5 protein-coding genes are annotated in these 19,031 nt (G+C 68.5%); all 5 read left to right on the top strand.

Annotated elements, in window-relative coordinates:
* The first annotated feature begins 3 nt into the window (after nt 1-3).
* The 5 genes from ACFU99_RS00185 (at nt 4) to ACFU99_RS00165 (ending at nt 18,808) form a co-directional block, all read left to right on the top strand.
* A complete protein-coding gene (locus ACFU99_RS00185) occupies nt 4-1,110 on the top strand; it encodes a serine/threonine-protein kinase (RefSeq protein WP_384383456.1) in 1,107 nt (368 codons plus the stop codon).
* A 112-nt stretch (nt 1,111-1,222) separates the two neighbouring features.
* Nucleotides 1,223-4,342 (top strand): DEAD/DEAH box helicase, encoded by a 3,120-nt coding sequence (locus ACFU99_RS00180; protein ID WP_384383454.1) that lies wholly within the window; start codon nt 1,223-1,225, stop codon nt 4,340-4,342.
* Nucleotides 4,339-9,753, top strand: a complete 5,415-nt coding sequence (locus ACFU99_RS00175) for a hypothetical protein (protein WP_384383451.1) — start codon at nt 4,339-4,341, stop codon at nt 9,751-9,753. Before ACFU99_RS00180 ends, ACFU99_RS00175 begins: the two co-directional genes overlap by 4 nt.
* Complete coding sequence (locus ACFU99_RS00170) at nt 9,750-16,421, top strand: DEAD/DEAH box helicase (protein ID WP_384383448.1); 6,672 nt, start codon at nt 9,750-9,752, stop codon at nt 16,419-16,421. Before ACFU99_RS00175 ends, ACFU99_RS00170 begins: the two co-directional genes overlap by 4 nt.
* Nucleotides 16,418-18,808, top strand: a complete 2,391-nt coding sequence (locus ACFU99_RS00165; RefSeq protein ID WP_384383446.1) for a UvrD-helicase domain-containing protein — start codon at nt 16,418-16,420, stop codon at nt 18,806-18,808. Before ACFU99_RS00170 ends, ACFU99_RS00165 begins: the two co-directional genes overlap by 4 nt.
* Nucleotides 18,809-19,031: the final 223 nt, after the last annotated feature.

The raw sequence follows: 19,031 nt of genomic DNA, 5'->3' as shown, positions 1-19,031 counted from the left end.
CAGATGAGCGGTTTGAGTCATCCGGAGCGGATCGGGCCGTACGCCGTCGAGCGCAGTCTCGGCGCCGGCGGGATGGGCGAGGTCTACCTCGCGTATTCGGTGGCGGGTGACCCGGTCGCGGTGAAGGTGATCAGACCTGAGCGCACGAACGCACACAGCCGGGCACGCTTCGAACGAGAAGCCGCTATCGCGCGCACCCTGACCGGCACGGGGCGGGTCGCTCGCTTCATCGACGCCGATCCGACCGCCGACCTGCCCTGGCTGGCCACGGACTACATCCCTGGCCGCTCCGTGTACGACACCGTGGACCTCCGCGGTCCGCTGTCCGTACCGCATGCGGCCAGCCTGGGAGCACTCCTGGCCGAAGGGCTGGCGGCGGTGCACGCCGTGGGCCTGGTACATCGCGACCTCACGGCCAGGAACGTCATGATGGGCGACTTCGGCCCGGTGATCATCGACTTCGGGCTCGGCGCGTTCGTCGGGGCGGAGAAGGGCTCGATGTCCCAGGACGGCACCATCCTGGGCACGGTGGCCTACATGCCGCCCGAGCAGGCACTCGGCGTGACCGATGTGACGTCGGCGGCCGACGTCTACGGCCTGGGCACGGTGCTGCTCTACGCGGCCACCGGCCACGCCCCGTACAGCGGAGCAACGTGGCCCGCCGTCGCCGCCCAGGTGGCCAACCCTGAGGTCACGCCCGACCTGTCAGGACTCCCCGAGGAGTTGGCTGCCGTCGTCACTTCCATGCTGGCCCACCAGCCGGACAGCCGCCCGTCCCTTGCACACGTGACGCGCCAGTGCGCCGACCTCCTGCGCTGCATGGGGACGAGCCCGGCCCGTGCCCGCCGCTCCTTGATCGAGCAGACGACGCTCAAGGACCATCCCACGATGGTGCTGCCGCAGCCCGACGCGCACATGCTCGATCGCCTCGACGAACTGGACCGGCAACTGCGCGAGGAGTCGGAGCCGGAGCCGCCCGTGGTGGAGAAACCGGCTGTGTCAGTCCCGGAGTCTCCGAGCAGAGGGCGACCTCCAGCCTCACGCCGGGTCGCCGGTGAGCTTCGCGAGCGCTATGCGGCGCGCCGAGAGCTGGCCTGGTCGAGCCGCTGACACGGCCGTGATGTCACGGCGGCTGCCGACCGGCGCAGCCCGGCGGTACACATGAGTCCGGCACCACCAGCGTCATATTCGACGCGTATCAACAGCCTCAGAGGAGCAGCACGTGACCACGGCGAAGCAGCCCGAGATACCCGAGGCGCGCGACGGCGCCCCGGCGGCCTCGCCGGGCACGAAGGCGGCGTTCGCGCCCGGCGCCCAGGTGCGCGTGCGTGACGAGCAGTGGTTGGTCAAATCCGTCGGTGAGTCCCGTGACGGGTTGATGCTTGAGGTCAGCGGCGTCTCCCCGTTCGTACGAGGCACCGACGCGGTGTTCTACGAGGGCCTCGACCAAATCGACGTCCTCGATCCGCGGCGCACCCGGCTGGTGCCCGATGACACCTCCAAGCACGCCAAGGCGCGCCTCTATCTGGAGGCGGTCATCCGCAAGACCGCCCTCCCGCAGACCGAACATGGTCTTGCATTATCCGGCTCGCACCTCATGGACCGGCAGGAGCACCAGCTGCGCCCCGCCGAGCTGGCACTCTCCATGCGCAACCCGCAGCCCCGCCTCCTGATCGCCGACGTGGTGGGCCTCGGCAAGACCCTTGAGATCGGCATCGTCCTGGCCGAGTTGATCCGGCGAGGCCGTGGCGAGCGCATCCTCGTCATCACCCCCGCTCACGTGCTGGAGCAGTTCCAGCGCGAGCTGTGGACCCGCTTCTCGCTGCCCCTCGTACGGCTCGACTCCACCGGCATCCAGCGCATCCAGCAGGAGATCCCGGCCGGGCGGAATCCCTTCGCGCACTTCAAGCGGGTCATTGTCTCGGTCGACACGCTCAAGTCGGCCACGTACGCGCACCACTTGGAGAACATCTCCTGGGACGCGGTGGTCATCGACGAGTCGCACAACCTCGTCAACAAGGGCACTCGCAACAACCGCCTCGCCCGCCGCCTGGCCGAGCGCACCGACGCGCTGATCCTGGCCTCCGCAACCCCGCACAACGGCGACGCGGAGTCGTTCGCCGAGTTGATCGGCATGCTCGATCCGGCAGCGATCGCCGACCCGAAGAACTACAAGGTCGCCGACCTCGACCACCTCTACATCCGGCGCACGAAGACCGACCGCGAGGTGCGCGACGGGCTCAAGGACAAGCCCTGGGCCGAGCGCGGGCCCTCGCTTCCGGTCCCGGCGCCGGCGACCCCCAAGGAGGTCGCCGTCCTGGAGAAGCTCGCCGCCGAATGGACCCCGGGCGAGACGGACCGGTCCTCGGTGTGCGCCGACCCGCTCGTCGCCTACAACTTCCTCAAGGCGTTCCTCTCCTCGCACAAGGCCCTGCGGCAGTCCGTCATCAACCGCCGCGCCTACCTGGACGACCCCAAGCGCAAGGCCGACTCCGACGAACGCTGCGCCAACCTCGCGGCCGAGGGCGCCGCACTCACGAAACTCGAGGCGTTGCTCGCCGACTTCACCGACGCCGACTCCGCCAAACTCGACGCCCTCGTACGCACCCTGAAGGATCTTGGCGTCGGCCCGCGCTCCGAGCGACGCGTCGTCGTCTTCTCGGAGCGGATCGCCACCCTGACCTGGCTCGCCCAGGAGGTACCCGCCCGACTCGGCTTCCAGCGGAAGGCGGCCGATGTCGATGAGTCCCGTCCCTGGAAGGCGTACGGCGGCAGTGTCGAGGTCATGCACGGCGATACGACCAACGACCAGCAGCAGCGCGAGATCATCGACCGCTTCGGCCGTGCCGACGAACCCGTACGCCTGCTCTTCACCGGTGACATCGCCTCCGAGGGCGTCAACCTGCACCACCAGTGCCATGACCTGGTCCACTACGACCTGCCCTGGTCCTTGATCCGTATCGAGCAGCGCAACGGCCGCGTCGACCGCTACGGGCAGGCGATCAGCCCCGAGTTCCGCGCCCTCACCCTCACCGCCGACGTGCCCTGGCGGCGCGACGAGGAGACCGGCGAGCAACTCACCCTCGACGACCGGCTCGTCGGCACCCGCCTGTTGCGCCGTGAGGCCCAGGCGCACGAGATCGAGAGCGGCGAGGGAAGCGCGGAGGCGGTCACGGGCCTGTACGACGACAAGAAGGAAGAGGACCGCCTCACCCGCGATCTCATCAAAGGCAGCACGGTCGACCGGTCCATCAAGCAGTCCCAGGAGAGCGCCGGCGGAGTGCTCGCCGATCTCCTGGCCAACGCCAACGCCCGTCTCAGCGATCCCACGGCAATGCAGGCGGTCAGCGTCAAGGCCTCGGTGCGCGAGGCCGACGTACCGCACGTCTTCGCCGACAGCCGGGCCTATTTCCATGCCGCGATGGACCTGATCTATCCGGAAGCCGAGCGAGATGCTCTGGACTGGCGGCCGGAGACGGCGGGCGGCCGCATCGAATTCACGCCGCCCGACGACCTGCAGTACCGATTCCGCGAGCTGCCCAAGTCGTACCTCGTACAGGAGCGGATCCTCACCACCCCCCGCTACGACGGCGCCCTGAAGATCACCTTCGACAAGGCGTACGCCGCCCAGCGCCTGGAGGCGGCCCGCAACGCCAAGCAGGGCAAGGGCGACGAGCCCACCTCGCAGTGGCCCAACGTCAGCTACGTCGGCGACATCCACCCGGTCCTGGACTGGGTGACGGACAAGGTCCTCGCCAAGCTCAAGTACGACGAGACGTTCGTCCTCGCCTACCGGGCCGACGCGGCCAAGGCCGCGGCCGTCGACCCCGGCCTTCCGGCCGCGCTGACCGGGCCGGTCTTCCTCCTCCAAGGCGTCTACTCCAACGCGGCGGGCCGCCCGACGGTGGTCGAATGGATGGCCGTCACCGGACTCGCCGAGGACGACCCCCGCGTGTGGCGCATGGACTCCGCGTTCTTGGCCGCCTGCGGTGTCGGCCCCGAGATGCCCGGCCGAGACAAGCCCTTCGCTCCTGAACTCCTGCAGTCGCTGGTGTCCCCGGCCGTCGACGCGGCCGAGGCACATCTGCGCGAGCGCCGCGCCGACTACGACCGGCAGGTCGACGCCTACCTCGCCCCGTACGAGGACAAGGTGCGCGACTGGGAACAGGACGCCCTCTTCGCAGTCGGCACCAGCAAGCGTAAGCAGGAGGTGTCCGAGACCGCTGAGCGGCGCCGTGATCTCGTACGACGCCTGCGTACCGCGGGGGACCCGATGCTGCGGGTCCTCGGCGTACTCGAACCCCTTCACCCCGCCGCGCACCGCGAGGAGTCCGCCCGATGAGCTACACCTATGACTCCTTCGCCAACCGCGGTGAATACCTGGCAGCCCACTACTTCAGCGAGGAGTTGGAGAACACCCTCAAGCGCAGCAAGGCGGGCGAGGAGGGCCTGTTCAGTCTCTGGACACACCGCGAGACCGACCCGCACGACTCCCGGCTCACCCCGCGCGAGCTGCTGCCGAAGCTGCGTGGCGAGTACACCGCCACCGTACGGCCGCGGCTCGCGGGCGCGGGTGAGTACCTGGGCGGTGAGTGGGCCGAGCGGGTCGCCGCCTGGCACGCGGACGTCCTCGCGGCCCTGGGGTACGAGGAGCCGACCGGCCGGACGCTCACCGTGCACAACGCCGGCAGGGAGTATGAGCTCCATGTCGCCTGGCACGGTGACGGCATCGTCGCGCTCGACTGCGGTTGGACCGACAGTCTGGACGACGCCCTCGACGCCGACGGGCCGGGGGCGGTCCTGCACCCGCTCAAGACCGCCGAGGGCACGCTCACGGCCGGGGAGAAGCTGGCCGGCTGGCTGTTCCAGAGCGAACTGCCCGAGGCGGGCGGCGAGCCGCCGCGCATCGTGATCCTGCTGTGCGGCGGAGTCCTTGTGCTCGCCGATCGCACGGCCTGGGCCGAAGGCCGCTACCTCGCCGCGAGCCTGGACGCGGCTCTGGGCCGTAACGACACCTCGAAGTCCGGCGAGCTCGCACTGCTCGCCTCGCTCTTCTCCCACGACATGCTCGCCCCGCGCGCGGACGGCAAGGGCCGCCGCATCGACGACCTGCTCAAGGCATCGCGTGACAACGCCGTCGGCGTCAACTCCGAACTGCGCAAGGGGCTTCAGCGCTCCGTGGAGATCATCGCCAACGAGGTACTGGAGCGTCTTCGCGAGGCAGGCGTAGAGCCCATCGAAATCGAGGACCCGCGGCAGGGCCCCTTCGCCAAGCAGCTCACCCGCGAGTCGCTGCGGTACCTCTACCGCATCCTGTTCCTGCTGTACGCGGAGGCCCGCCCCGAACTCGGCATCCTGCCCGCCGACGACTCCACTTACGAGGCGGGCTACTCGGTCGCCCGGCTGCGGGAGCTGGTGGCGCGCGAGCGCAAGCTGATCGATGAGGAGAGCCGGGGCGGCTTCCATCTGTACGCGTCGCTCGACGTCCTCTTCAACAAGGTCAACTTCGGGCACCGTTCGCACGGTACCGAGCGTGATGATCACTTGGACGCCGGTGAGCGCAGTGAGCTTCGCGGGCTGCGCTTCGAGGCGCTGCGCAGCGAACTCTTCGACCCGAAGGCCATCACGCTCATCGGCCGGAATGTCCTCCACCCCGAGTGCGACGAGGAAACGCAGCCGCAGTGGCTCGACCTGCGGCTGCGCAACGAGGCCCTGCACCAGGTACTGCGCCTGCTCACCATGAAGGAGGCGGGAGCGAAGGGCCGGCAGGGCGGCTTCATCTCGTACCGGAATCTGGGGATCAACCAACTCGGCGCGGTCTACGAGGGGTTGATGTCCTACACCGGCAGGATCGCGGAGGAGGAACTCGCCGAGGTCGCCAAGCCGGGTAACAAGAGCGGCGGCAAGCAGTACGGCGACCCCGAGAAGGGCTCGTGGCTCATCCCCGCACACCGGCTGAGCGACTATCCGGAGAACACGCACGTCGTGTATTCGGTGCAGGACGCCGAGCAGTACGGCCTGCGCGGTCCGAAGAAGTACGGCAAGGGGACGTTCGTTTACCGGCTCGCGGGACGCGACCGCGAGACGTCCGCCTCGTACTACACGCCCGAATCACTGACCAAGGTCACGGTCGAGCTGGCGCTCAAGCACCGCGTCACGGCCGAGACACGGGCGAGCGACCTGCTGAAGTTCACGATCTGCGAGCCGGCGCTGGGGTCTGGCGCGTTCTTGAACGAGGCGATCAACCAGGTCGCCGAGGAGTACTTGAAGCGGCGGCAGGAGGAGCTGGGCGTCAGCCTGGACACGTCGAAGGCGCTGGACGCGAAGCAAAAGGTCAAGGCGTATATCGCACTGCACAACGCGTACGGGATCGACCTGAACTCGACCGGCGTCGAACTGGCCGAGGTGTCCCTGTGGCTGAACACCATGCACCCCGGCATGCGTGCGCCGTGGTTCGGACTGCACCTGCGGCGCGGCAACTCGCTGATCGGGGCGCGGCGTTGGGTCTATGAGCTGGACCGGGTGAAGAAGGAGCGGACGATCGGGGCGGTTACGCCGACGAAGCTGCCGTTCCGGTCTCGGGAGGACAGCAGCGAGCAGGCGCTGCCCGAGGGAGCAGTGCATCAATTCCTGCTGCCGACCCCCGGGTGGGGCGCGGTCGCGGGCGCGAGCGGCGATGCGAAGAAGCTCGTCGAGCAGCTGGCCGGGGAGCGGGTGCGGCAGCTGAAGGCGTGGAAGTCGGCTATCGGCAAGAAGCCGAAGGCGACGGGCGGAAAGAGGAGTGAACTCGCCCGTCTGCAGGCGGTGGCGCGACGCGTCGAGTTCCTGTGGCAGCTCGTCGCCAAGCGGATGGAGCTCAGCGAGCGGGAGATCGCGCGCACGGTCGACGTGTGGGGCGCCACGGGGGAGGAGTACGGCTTCCTGAGGCGCGACAAGGGGAACGCGGATGACGGTGTGTTGCCCCTGACCAAGGAGCAGGTCTTCGCGGACCTCTTCGAGGCCGAGGGCTCTCCGTACTGGCGGCTCAAGCAGGTCATGGATGCTTGGTGCGCGCTGTGGTTCTGGCCGCTGGAGCAGGTGGGGCTGCTGGACGGGACGGACCCGGAGTACGCGACGACGCCGGTCGTTGCGGTGAGGGAGGGCGTCGACCTGGACGGGTTGTTGGCTTCGGCGACCGGGGCGCCGGCGCCCCGGTATGTCGAGCAGATGGCCTTCGGCGTCGAAGCCGAGGGCGAGGTCGTCGATCAGCAGGAGATCAAGGAGAGGCGGACGGCTTCGGGGACGAAGAAGCAGAGGAACGGCCTGGCCCCTCGTCGTGCGATCGTCCCGCTGACGAATCTGGCGGACTGGCTCGACTTCCTGGAGTCCATGGTCGGCAGGAGGGACGTGAAGGAGGGCACGATTGTGTCCTCTGTCGACTCCCTGGAGGAGCTGAAGCACCTCGAAGAGGTCATCCAGACCCAGCCTGAGATGGATATGGATGAGGCCCGGAAGGCGGTCGAGCAGCGGTATCCGTGGATGCGGGTGGTGCGGGACATCGCCGATGAACAAGGATTCCTGCACTGGGAGTTGGACTTTGCGGGGGTGTTCGCGGGGGAGGGTGGAGGGTTTGACCTACAGGTGGGGAATCCGCCTTGGGTGCGGCCCACGTGGAAGGAAGACCCTGTCCTTGCGGAGTACGAACCCTGGTTCATGCTCACGGAGAAGCCGAAGGCGGAGGAGAAGAACCGGCGGCGGGAGACGGAGCTTGCGCGTGGGGAAGTGCAGAGGTACTTGCTCGGCGAGGTGACCAACACGGTGACGACGGCCGGTTATCTGTCATCCGTGCCGGTGTATCCGCTGATCGCGGGGAGCCAGCCGGACCTCTATCGGGGGTTCATGTGTGAGGTGTGGGATCACTCCAGCCTATATGGAACTGTCGGCATGCTGCATCCTGACTCTCATCTGTTCGGTGACAAGGAAACTGAGCTGCGGGCGGCGGCATACAGGCGCCTGCGGGTTCACGGTGACTTCGTCAATGCCGGTCAGCGTTTCTTCCCAAGGCCCGTCAGTGATGCCACCCATTTCGGAATGCACATTTACGGCAATGCGGGACCGATCCGTTTCGACTCGCTCTCGTGGTTGTACGCCGTTGATGCGCTGCGGTACTCGGCGAGTGCGGACAACACAGGCGCTGATCCTGGGCTCAAGTTCGACGGAGACTGGGACGAGCGCCCGCACCCGAAGCGCGTGGTCCGCGTGACGACGGACACCCTGAAGCGCTGGCAGCGGCTCGCTGGTGACCAAGGTCCGGTAGAGCACACCCGGCTGCTCACGCCGGTGAGTACAGCAGAGGACCCGGCGATCGATGCGCTGGGCCTCTACCCGCTGCGGCTCGGCGCTCTGGAACCGGACATTTCCGCTGGCTACCACGAAAGTGGTTCCAAGAAGGCCCAGTTCGGCCCCGACAAGGACCAGCGGCTCATCGACTACAACACTGGCATTGACGGCCAGGACGACTACTACGCCACGTCGTGGAACGACGTGATCTTGAAGGGGCCGCAGATCGGCGTGGCCAACCCGCTGTTCAAACAGCCCAGCCAGGGCGCTGGCGAGGCGCGCGGTCTCGACCCACAGGCGCTCGCGGACGACGCGGTACCGGAGTCGGAGTACCGGCGGGTGGCCTCTGAGGAGGTGTTCCTGGGGGCGCAAGACCGGTGGACTGACTGGGATGCGTACGAGGCGCTGCTCGCGTCGGACGAGGAGCGGGAGCTGGCGCGGCGGAAGATTGCCGAGAAACGAAAGGTCAAGCTGGGGGAAGTTGAGGACGTCGAGATCGAGACGGCTCTGTGGGAGAAGGCCGGTATGTCGTACAGCGAGCGATACAGGGTGGCGTGGCGTGAGATGGTCGCGCCCGATACTGAGCGAGCGCTGTACGGTGCGATCGTGCCGCCTGGCACGACGCACATTCACGCAGTCCGTTCCACCCGAGTAACGAGCTCTCGGGGAACGTCTCTTGCAGCGGGTTTCCTGGCTTCGTTGCCGTTGGACTACCTGTTGCGGACCGCCGGCGTCGGGCATCTTGACGTTGCTCAGGCCAAGCGCCTGCCGGCACCGCAGTCAGATCACCCCCTAACCCCCGCCCTCCTCCTCCGTACCCTCCGTCTCAACTGCCTGACCACCGCCTACGCCGACCTCTGGTCCAACCTCTACGACCCCAGGTGGCAGGCATACGAACCCTGGGCAATCACCTGGCCGGGCATGCGGACGCGACTGCACGCCGTCACTCCTTTCTGGCAGCGCGACACCGCGCTCCGTACCGAGTACGCCCGTCGTGCCGCACTCGTGGAGATCGACGCGCTGGTCGCTGTCTGGCTCGGCATCGACGCGGACACGCTGATCGCCATGTACCGAGCCCGGTTCCCGGTGTTGCAGGGCTACGACCAGGTGACGTGGTTCGACGCCACCGAGCGGAAGATTGCCGGGGCCCGGAACACGTACGGCTTCGACCAGACCAAGGACCACTGGACCCAGTTCGAAGCCTTCCGCGAGGCCGCGGGCGACCCCAGCCCCGAAGGCGTACTCCCCGCCGACCCCGCCACCCCGCTGCCCGACACCGCACCCCCCGTCCCCGACGGCTACACCGCCCCCTTCTACAAGGCCGACCGCGAGCGCGAAATGCGGGCGGCTCACGCCTACTTCACCCGGCGCCTTAACGAGGCCATCGCCCAGGGGCTGTGGGACCCCGTCAAGATGGAGGTTCCGAAGCCGTGAGGCCGACGCTCGAAGCGCAGGGGCTGAAGGAGAGTCTGCTCCAGTACCTGTCCACCACGTACGGGCTCGCCGACGAGGGTGTGCGGAAGGCGTTGCACGCGTTTCTCGGGGACGAGACGGACGGGATGTTCCGGGGCCCGTACCTCCGCCTGCGGACCCCCTTCACCCGCGCCGACGACGGGTGGCAGGAGCACCTGGACTGGCGCCGTACGGACGGCTGGGCGCCGTACGCGCACCAGGCCCGCGCCTTCGCGCGCCTGACCACACGCAACGGGCACACCCCCGAACCCACCCTCGTCACCACCGGCACCGGCTCCGGCAAGACGGAGTCCTTCCTCTACCCCGTCCTCGACCACTGCGCCCGTGAGCGGGCCGCAGGCCGCAACGGCGTCAAGGCCGTTTTCCTCTATCCCATGAACGCCCTGGCCACCGACCAGGCCGGCCGTATCAACGAACTGCTCACCGAGCACGACGCGCTGAACCGCGTCCGTGCCGGCCTGTACATCGGGGACAAGGCCGCGACCGAGTACGACCGGGTCTACACCCGCCGCCAGGACATGCAGCTGTCCCCGCCGGACATCCTGATCACCAACTACAAGATGCTCGACCTGCTCCTCCAGCGCGCCGCCGATGCGCCGCTCTGGCAGGACTGCGACATCCGGTACGTCGTCGTGGACGAGTTCCATACCTACGACGGTGCCCAGGGCACCGACGTCGCCATGCTCCTGCGCCGTCTCGCCTCCGCCGTCGGGGCCGCCCACCCCGACCGGCCGCTGGGCACGATCACGCCCGTGGCCACTTCCGCGACCCTCGCCTCCGGCACGGACGCCGATGGCGTACGCGACCTGCTGTCGGTCGCCACGAACGTCTTCGGCACCGCCTTCACCGAGGACGCGATCGTCGGCGAGGACCGGCAGACCGTGGACGCGTTCATCCCCGAGGCGAAGTTCCTGCCCGGCGAGGTCCCGTTCCCCGAGGCGATCACGACCCTGCCCGATCCGGCGTCCGGCCCCGACGCGCCGGCCGCACTCGCCGAGGTCGTCACCGGCGTCCGCATCACCGACCCGGTCGAACTCGGACGAGCCCTCAAGCGCAACCGGCTCACATACGCCGTCCTCAAGGCTTTCGACGGCAACGTCCGTACGTACGACGAGATCCTCGATGTGATGCGCCGCAGCGGAGCGAAGCGCTGGGAAGAGGCGATCACCACTCGCCCGCACCTCGCCGCGCTCGCTCTCGCCCGGTTCATCGCCCTGCTCTCCGTAGCGCGCGATCCGGACGCGCCTGAGGGCCTCTCCCGCCCCCTCGTACAGGTGGAGCTGCATCAATGGGCGCGGTCCGTGACGCGCATGCTCAGGGGTGTACTGCCGTGGCCGCGGGCCGAGTTCGCATGGGACGGCGACGGGGCGACGACGCCGTCACGGGCCACGCCGGACACCACGACCTCCCGTGACACCGACCTGTTCCTGCCTGCCGTGTACTGCCGGGAGTGCGGGCGTTCCGGGTGGTCCGTCCTCGCGCCCGAGTCGGACATGGAGGAGCTGACTTTCAAGCCCCACAAGATCCGCCGGGCCTCCGTGACGGCCGACAAGGCCAAGGTGCGCATGCTGGTCGCGGCCACCGACAACGAGGCCCGCGAGGGCAACGGCCGGACGAAGATCGACCGCGCGGCGCAGAAGGCGCTGACCACTGGTGGTGCCGGGGTTCTCATGGTCCTCGACGGTGCGGCGGGCCGTCTTCGCCTGCCCGACCCGATCGAGGACTACGACGGCGACGGCAGCCCGCGTCCCGTGACCGCCGATTCGGCCTTCGTGCTCGTCCTTCTAGGCGACACTGCCGAGCGGGCCGCCAAGGACGACTGGTGTCCGGCCTGCGGCACCCACAACGCGATCCGCTTCCTCGGTACCGGCTCGGCAGCCCTTGCGGCCGCATCCGTCACCCAGCTGTTCACCGGCGGGGAGATGGACAAGGCACAGCGTGAGACGAAGACGCTGATGTTCAACGACTCGGTGCAGGACGCCGCGCACCGGGCCGGGTTCGTCGCGTCGCGCTCGTACACCTTCTCGCTGCGGGCCCTGTTCGCCAAGCACCTCGGCGAGCAGCGGCCCAGTGCCCTCAACGACCTGATCGCCGACGTCGTCGAAGCCACCACCGACCGTGAGACGCTCGCCGCCGTCGTACCGCCGGACCTGCACGACGACGCGGGCGTGGACCGGCTGCTCTCGGGCAAGGGGCGCGGCGGGGACAAGCGGACGTGGGACCTCATAGGGGAGCGTTTCGCGTTCGAGGCGGCGATGGAGTTCGGCCACCGTTCCCGCAACGGGCGCACGCTGGAGCTGACCCGTACCGCCGCCTCCTGGGTGGACATCCCCGACGCGCAGGCGGCCATCGCCCTCGCGCGCGCCGCGCACGAAGAGGCCGCGCAGCGCGGACTTCAGATCACCGAGCACGACGACGCGCGCTATTTCGCCTTCCTTCGCGGGACGTTGGAGCGGCTTCGCACGCGTGGCGCGGTCGGGCACCGATGGCTCGCCAAGTTCCTGGACGAAGCGGGGACCAGCCGCTTCTACATCTGGGGCGGCCGGCCGCGCGGCATGAAGGCCTTCCCGAGCGGAGTCGCCGCGCCGACGTTCCTCCTTGCCCGGCCCAAGGAGAAGAGCGAGTTCGACTTCGCGGCCGGACGCCTGTCCTGGTTCCAGACATGGGCGCAGCGCTGCCTGGACATGACCCGCGAGCAGGCCGACGACTTCTGGGTGCGTCTCCTGCCCCGCCTCGCCGACGCAGGGCTTCTCTCGGCGCGCACTCCGCGCGACACGACGGCCCGTCTGTACGGGCTCCAGCCCGGTGCACTGCGGCTGCAACTGCTCGCCGACAAGGAGGTCAACGAGGCCTACGTGCGCTGCCCCAAGTGCTTCTGGGAGCAGACCGTGCATCCCACACTGCTCGACCAGTACCACCGGCAGCCCTGCCCCGCGTACCGCTGCTCGACCGGACGGCTCATCGCCGGAGACCGGTGGCGGGAAACCGTGGACCGGCACGACCGGGACCGCGACTACCGCGAGGACTACTACCGCAGCCTGTACCGGCGGGCCGGCACGTACCAGGTCATCACCGCCGAGCACACCGGCCTGCTCTCCCGGGCCCGGCGCGAGCGCGTCGAAGAGGCATTCCGCAAGGGAGAGGGGTTCAACGACCCGAACGTGCTGTCCTGCACGCCCACGCTGGAGATGGGCATCGACATCGGCGACCTGTCCGCCGTGGTGCTCGGCGCGCTGCCCCGCCGGCCGGCGAACTACGCGCAGCAGGCGGGGCGCGCGGGCCGGCGTACGGGGAATGCGTTCCTTCTGACGATCCCGGACCGTTCGCGGCGTGACCAGTACTTTCTGGAGCAGCCGCGCGAGATGATCGACGGGCTGATCGTGCCGCCCGGCTCATACCTTTCGGCGATCGAGATCCTGCGCCGCCAGTACACCGCTCATCTGCTCGACCTGGCGGCGCGCGGGCGGCTGTTGCGAGAGGACGGGAAGCCGCTGGCCGCACTGTCTCACAGGGTGGATGAGCTGTTCGGGCCCTCCGGTTACCTCGCCGACCTTGTCGATGCCGCCCTTGCACAGGGAGAGGAACTCGTCGCGGGTTTCCTGGCACTCTTCCCGACCGGTGTGAGCGAGATCGCCGCCGGGGAGCTCAAGCAGTTTGCGACGCGCGGCATCCGCAGCGCCGTGGAGAAAGCCGAGCGGGAGTGGGAGCGCGAGAACAACAAGCTGCGCAACCGCATCCGCACCATCCGGGCGGCGATCGACGAACTGAAGGACGGCGACGAGGAGCAGGAGCGGACGAAGGCCGAGTTGGCGGCCGAGTGGCACGCCCTGTCCAAGGCGGGCGGAGCTCGGCAGCGGCAGCCGTCCCAGACCGTGCTGTGCGACCTGGGGCTGCTGCCGAACTACGCGCTGGCCGACGCCACGACGACCTTGGACGCCACCGTCTACTGGCCTGAACCCGCACCGGCCGACCAGAAGCCGCGCTACAAGTCGAAGACGTACCCCTACGAGCGGCCGCGCGCCTATGCGCTGTCCGAACTCGCCCCCGGGAACACCTTCTACGCTGAGGGCTACAAACACCGCATCACCGGCATCGACATCGTCACCGGCAAGGAACAGGACTGGCGCACCTGGCGGTTCTGTCCCTCCTGCGGGTACGTGCGCACTGAGCGCGCCGAGAACGACATAGCACCCTGCCCGCGCTGCGGTGACGACGCCATCGCCGACTCCGGCAGCCTGTGGCAGATCGTGCAGCCCACCGTCGTCACCGCGCGCGCCAAGCGCGACGACGCGCGGATCGGCGACGAGAGCGACGACCGTGACCGGCGCTTCTACACCGTGATCGACATGGTGGACATCGCACCTGAGCACTTCGTGGCCGGAAAGTCCTGGCGGCACAAGCGTGAGATCTTCGGCGTCGACTACACCCGCAGGGCCGTGATCCGCAAGATCAACACCGGGCCGCTACGCATCGGCGCGCAGGAGAACGACCAGCTCGCCGGCAAGAGCGTACGCATCGCGCCATTCCAGGTGTGTACCTCCTGCGGGGCCGCCAGCGCTGACGGGCGGCCGGTCTTCGACGACGACCGTGACGCCGTCGACAACTCCGCCAACCGCCAGAGCGACGTCAAGCATCACACCCCGTGGTGCCCGGTACGACGCGGAACGAAGGGCGTCCCACAGGAACAGGTCCTGCTCGCGCACGAGCTGGAGACGGAGGCTCTGCGCATCCTGCTGCCTGCCGCAACCGTCCTGGTCGAGGAGAAGATCCACTCCTTCCAGGCGGCCCTTCGCCTCGGCGTGGACCACGCCTTCGGCGGCGACCCGCAGCACCTGGACACCACGCTCGCCTCCATGCCCGACCAGGCCACCGGAGAGAAGCGCAACTTCCTGGTCCTGTACGACAAGCTGCCGCACGGCACCGGCTACCTCGACCGGCTCACCGCCCCGGCCGACTTCCGGCAGGTCCTGGAGGACGCCCGCAGCATCCTGGTCGACTGCCCCTGCAACGACGAGAGCAGGGCAGCATGTCACCGTTGCATGCTGCGTTACGCCGAGGACCGGCACGCCGAGTACGTGTCGCGCCAGGCCGCTCTGGAGATCCTCGACGAGCTTCTGGGCGCCGACACCGACGCCTGGGACACCGAACAGGTCGGCAACACCGACCAGATCGGCCTGGACGGACAGGTCGAGTCCGACCTTGAGGCCCGGTTCCTCAAGGCCCTGCGCGGCTGGGCCGCCAAGCGAGATGACACCGTTCTCGACGAGAGCGGCGACAACAGCGGATACCTGCGCCTGGATGAGGCAGGCACGGTGCACGGCTGGCGGCTCACCGCTCAGCGCAACGAGGGCTTCACGCGTACCGACTTCACCTTCGAACGCACCGATGGACCTAAGCAGAAGGTCACTGTCTATCTGGACGGGCACCGCTACCACGCCACGCGCAAGCACAACCGGCTCGCGGGCGACGCCGACAAGCGCAACCGGCTGCGCGCAGATGGCCGGATCGTGTTCCAGCTGACGTGGGACGACCTCGATGCCTTCGAGCAGAAGGCCACGGCTTCTGGTACGGGTGCGGCCGTGCGGGAGACCGTTGAGGCTGTGTGGCCGCCGTACCCGCACAGCGCGCGTGATGTCGCCAGGCAGCTGTACGGCGGCGGGGACGACCTCGCCGATACCGCCTTCGCCGACCCGATGGGCATGCTGCTCTCCTACCTGCGCGGACCGGACAACGCGGTCTGGGGCAAGCGGGCGACCGCCGTGGTGGGAGGTCTCCTGGGAGGCGACAAGAAACTGCTCGTCGGCAACGGCACCCCCGCGCAGGCGCGTGAGCGGCTCGGCCTGGTGCTCCAGGCCTGGGGCGACACCGATGACATCGACCCGTCACCCGTCACGGGATCCGGCACCCTCAACCTCTTCCAGGCGTGCGACGCCTCCAGCCTGCCCGTCGCACTCCTCGTCGACGGGGCCACACAGCGTTTCACCGCGCTGGCCTGTCTCAACGACACCGACCCGGCCCAGCTCGGCACGCCGGAGCACAAGACGCGCTGGCGCGCCTGGCTCCAGTGGTCCAACATCCTGCAGTTCCTCGCGTACGACGGCGGCGACGGCGCCCAGCTGACCACCTCCGTAGCCGGCGATTTCGCCCCGTCCGTACTCAAGGCGCTCGGCGGCGTCGGCGAACTCGAATCCCTCGTCATGCGCCACGGCAGCGCGGCGGCGGGAGCCGGCCTGATCGCGCGCGAGCCCGCGGGTGATTCTCGCGTCGAGGCGGCCCTGCGCGACCTGCTCTGGGATCGGGAAATCCTCGAACTCCTCGACGAGGAAGGACCAGACGACCCGCTCACCCGCCTCGCGCACCTCCTCGCCGACCGAGGGAAGAAAGCCCCCGCGTACGGCTACGAGCTCGGCGAACGAGGCTGGCTCGCCGACTTCGCCTGGCCCGACGCCGAGCACAAACTCGCCGTCATGGTCGACCTGTACGACGAAGAGGACGAGGAGAGCGTCAAGACCTGGACCGCCTACCGCGACGCGGGATACACCGTCCGAACCGCCGAGGAGTGGCTCGCCGACGTCGACGCGCTTCTCGCCGCACTGCCCGATGCCGACGAACAGAGTGCCGCACGATGACAGCCCGCCTGAGCCTGTACCAGAAGGCCGAGAACGAGCTCTACAAGATGGACTCGTCGGTCAAGACGAAGTTCTACGATTTCTGCCACCTCTTCCGGCAGAACCCCGATCACCCGAGTCTCGACCTCAAGCCGCTCAAGGGGGACGGCTGCATCTACCGGGCCAGGATCAACCCCAAGTACCGGGCGCTGTTGGCCCGTGCCGGGGTCGGCGCCGACGGTGTCCGGCAGTGGCTGGTCGTGGCCGTCCGGCACCGTAAGGACGTCTACGAAGAGCTGTCCGTCGCGATCAACCGGGTCACCGGTGAGATCGAGTTCGTCGATCTCGGTGTGGTCGGCCAGAGCGTGCTGCGGCGCGCGGGACTTCAGCTGACGCCGGCCGCGGACGAGGCGGAGGCCGGGATCGAGCCTGAGGCTCCACTGCCTGTCGCACCGGTCATGGAGCCCTCGGCTTCGGACTCGGCGGCGCAGCCGCGTGCCGCGGTCCCGGACGAGGAGGCGGCCGTCCCCGCACCCGCTTCCGCCGCGGCCGTACGACCGGTGATCGGCGACTGCACCGCCGAAGATCTGCGCCGCCTCGGCGTGGCCGAAGCCCTCGTCGACCTCGCGCTCACGGTCACTACTGAGGAAGAGCTCGATCAGCTCATCGCCGGTGCTCCGCGGCTGACCGCCGAGGTTCTCACCGGACTCGGCTCCGGCATGGACATCCAAGAGGTCGAGGACGAGATTACCCGGCCCGCCGCCGCCGAACTTGAGCCCGGCTTCGAGAACGACATGGTCGCGGCCCTGTCCCGCACCGCGGTCACCACCGTCGACGACGATATTCGCAACGTACTGGCCGAAGGCGACTTCCGCGCCTGGAAGGTCTACCTCCACCCCACTCAGCGCAAGGCCGTCGAGAGACACTACAACGGTCCCGCGCGTGTCAGCGGCGGACCGGGCACCGGCAAGACCATCGTCGCGCTGCACCGCGTAGCACGCCTCGCATCCCAACTGCCTCCCGGCCACGGCAAGCCGATCCTGCTCACCACCTACACCAAGAACCTCACCGCTGACCTGCGCTCACGCCTCACTTCCCTGGTGGGACCCGAGTTGCTGGAACGCGTCGACATCAAGCACATCGACCAGCTCGCTCAGGGCGTCCTCAACGAGAACACCGCCCCCGGCTCCCAGCGCTCCCTTACTACCGACGACAAGGCCTTGGAAGTCCTGCGGGAGATCCTCTTCGAGTACGACGAGAAGCGCTGGGAGGCCGAATTCCTCCTCGACGAGTGGGAACAGATCGTCCTTGGCCAGTCCCTCGCCACCCGCCAGGACTACTTCAAGGCCCGCCGGGCCGGCATGGGAAAGGCGCTGACCCGTCCCGAACGTGCCGCCATCTGGAAGATCCTCGACCAGCTCACCCTGCGCCTGAACGGCATCAACCGCGAGACCTGGGCCCAGGCCGCCGAGCGCGCGGCACGCTATGAAATGGAACGCGCCCGCAAGATCCAGATCCGTGCTGACCGCAAGGAAGAGGTCGGCGGCGGCGATCTGATCCACCTCGACGCCAAGAGTTCGGGCATGCGATACCTGCGCCACCGCTACCGGCACGTCGTCGTCGACGAGGCTCAGGACCTCAGCCCGGCCCACTGGAAGATGCTGCGCGCGATGGTGGCCCAGGGGGCCGACGACCTGTTCATCGCGGGCGACACCCACCAGCGCATCTACGACCGCCAAGTCACCCTGTCCACCGTCGGCATCCACATCCGAGGCCGTGCCTCGAAGCTGACCCTCAGCTACCGCACTACCCAGGAGATCCTCGACAAGGCTGCCAGAGTCGTCGGCGACGGCACGTACGACGATCTCGACGACAGCACCGACAACCTGGACGGCTACCACTCCCTGTTGCGCGGCCCCGACCCCGAACTGGTCTCCTGCACCGACTGGGACGACGAGATCACCCGGCTCGCCGTGGCGCTGAAGCGCTGGCGCGAGGAGATTGTCCAGCCGACCGAGGACGGCACCGTGCGCGACCCCAGCGGCGCCATGGCCGTCTGCGTCGCCGACGGCGACATGGCCGGAAGGGTCGCCGCCGATCTGGAGATGAAGCACGGCATCACCACTGCCACCCTCACCAAGGACGGTCCGCAGGGCGGCGGCGAGGTCCACATCGGAACCATGCATCGCTTCAAGGGGCTTGAGTACCAGAAACTCGCCGTGGTCGGCGCGAGCGACGGTGTCCTGCCGCGCAGCACGATCGTCGAGAAGTATGAGAAGAGGGATCCCAAGCGCTACGAACGCGAACTGAAGAAGAGCCGCAACCAGCTCTTCGTCGCCACCACCCGTGCCCGCGACGTTCTGCGCATCTCTTGGCACGGAGCGCCGAGCCCGTTCCTGCCGATGTAGACGGAGCCGTTGGTCTGTGAGGGGGCGTCGGTCGTGGCCGGGTCGCGGCGTATGCCTCAGCAGCCACGGTGGTGCTTGGTGAGGGGGCAAGGACTGGGAGGAGGTGGGAGGCGTTGGCGCATCCAAGCGGCGGGGTAGGTGCATGATGCGTCCGGCGTAGAAGGCGGTGGTGTCGATGCCGTACGACACCAGGTGCACCCGCTCGGCGGGCAACAAGCAGAGC

The sequence above is a fragment of the Streptomyces sp. NPDC057654 genome (assembly GCF_042800135.1).
Taxonomy (GTDB): domain Bacteria; phylum Actinomycetota; class Actinomycetes; order Streptomycetales; family Streptomycetaceae; genus Streptomyces.
This window is presented reverse-complemented; position numbering and strand designations above follow the sequence as displayed.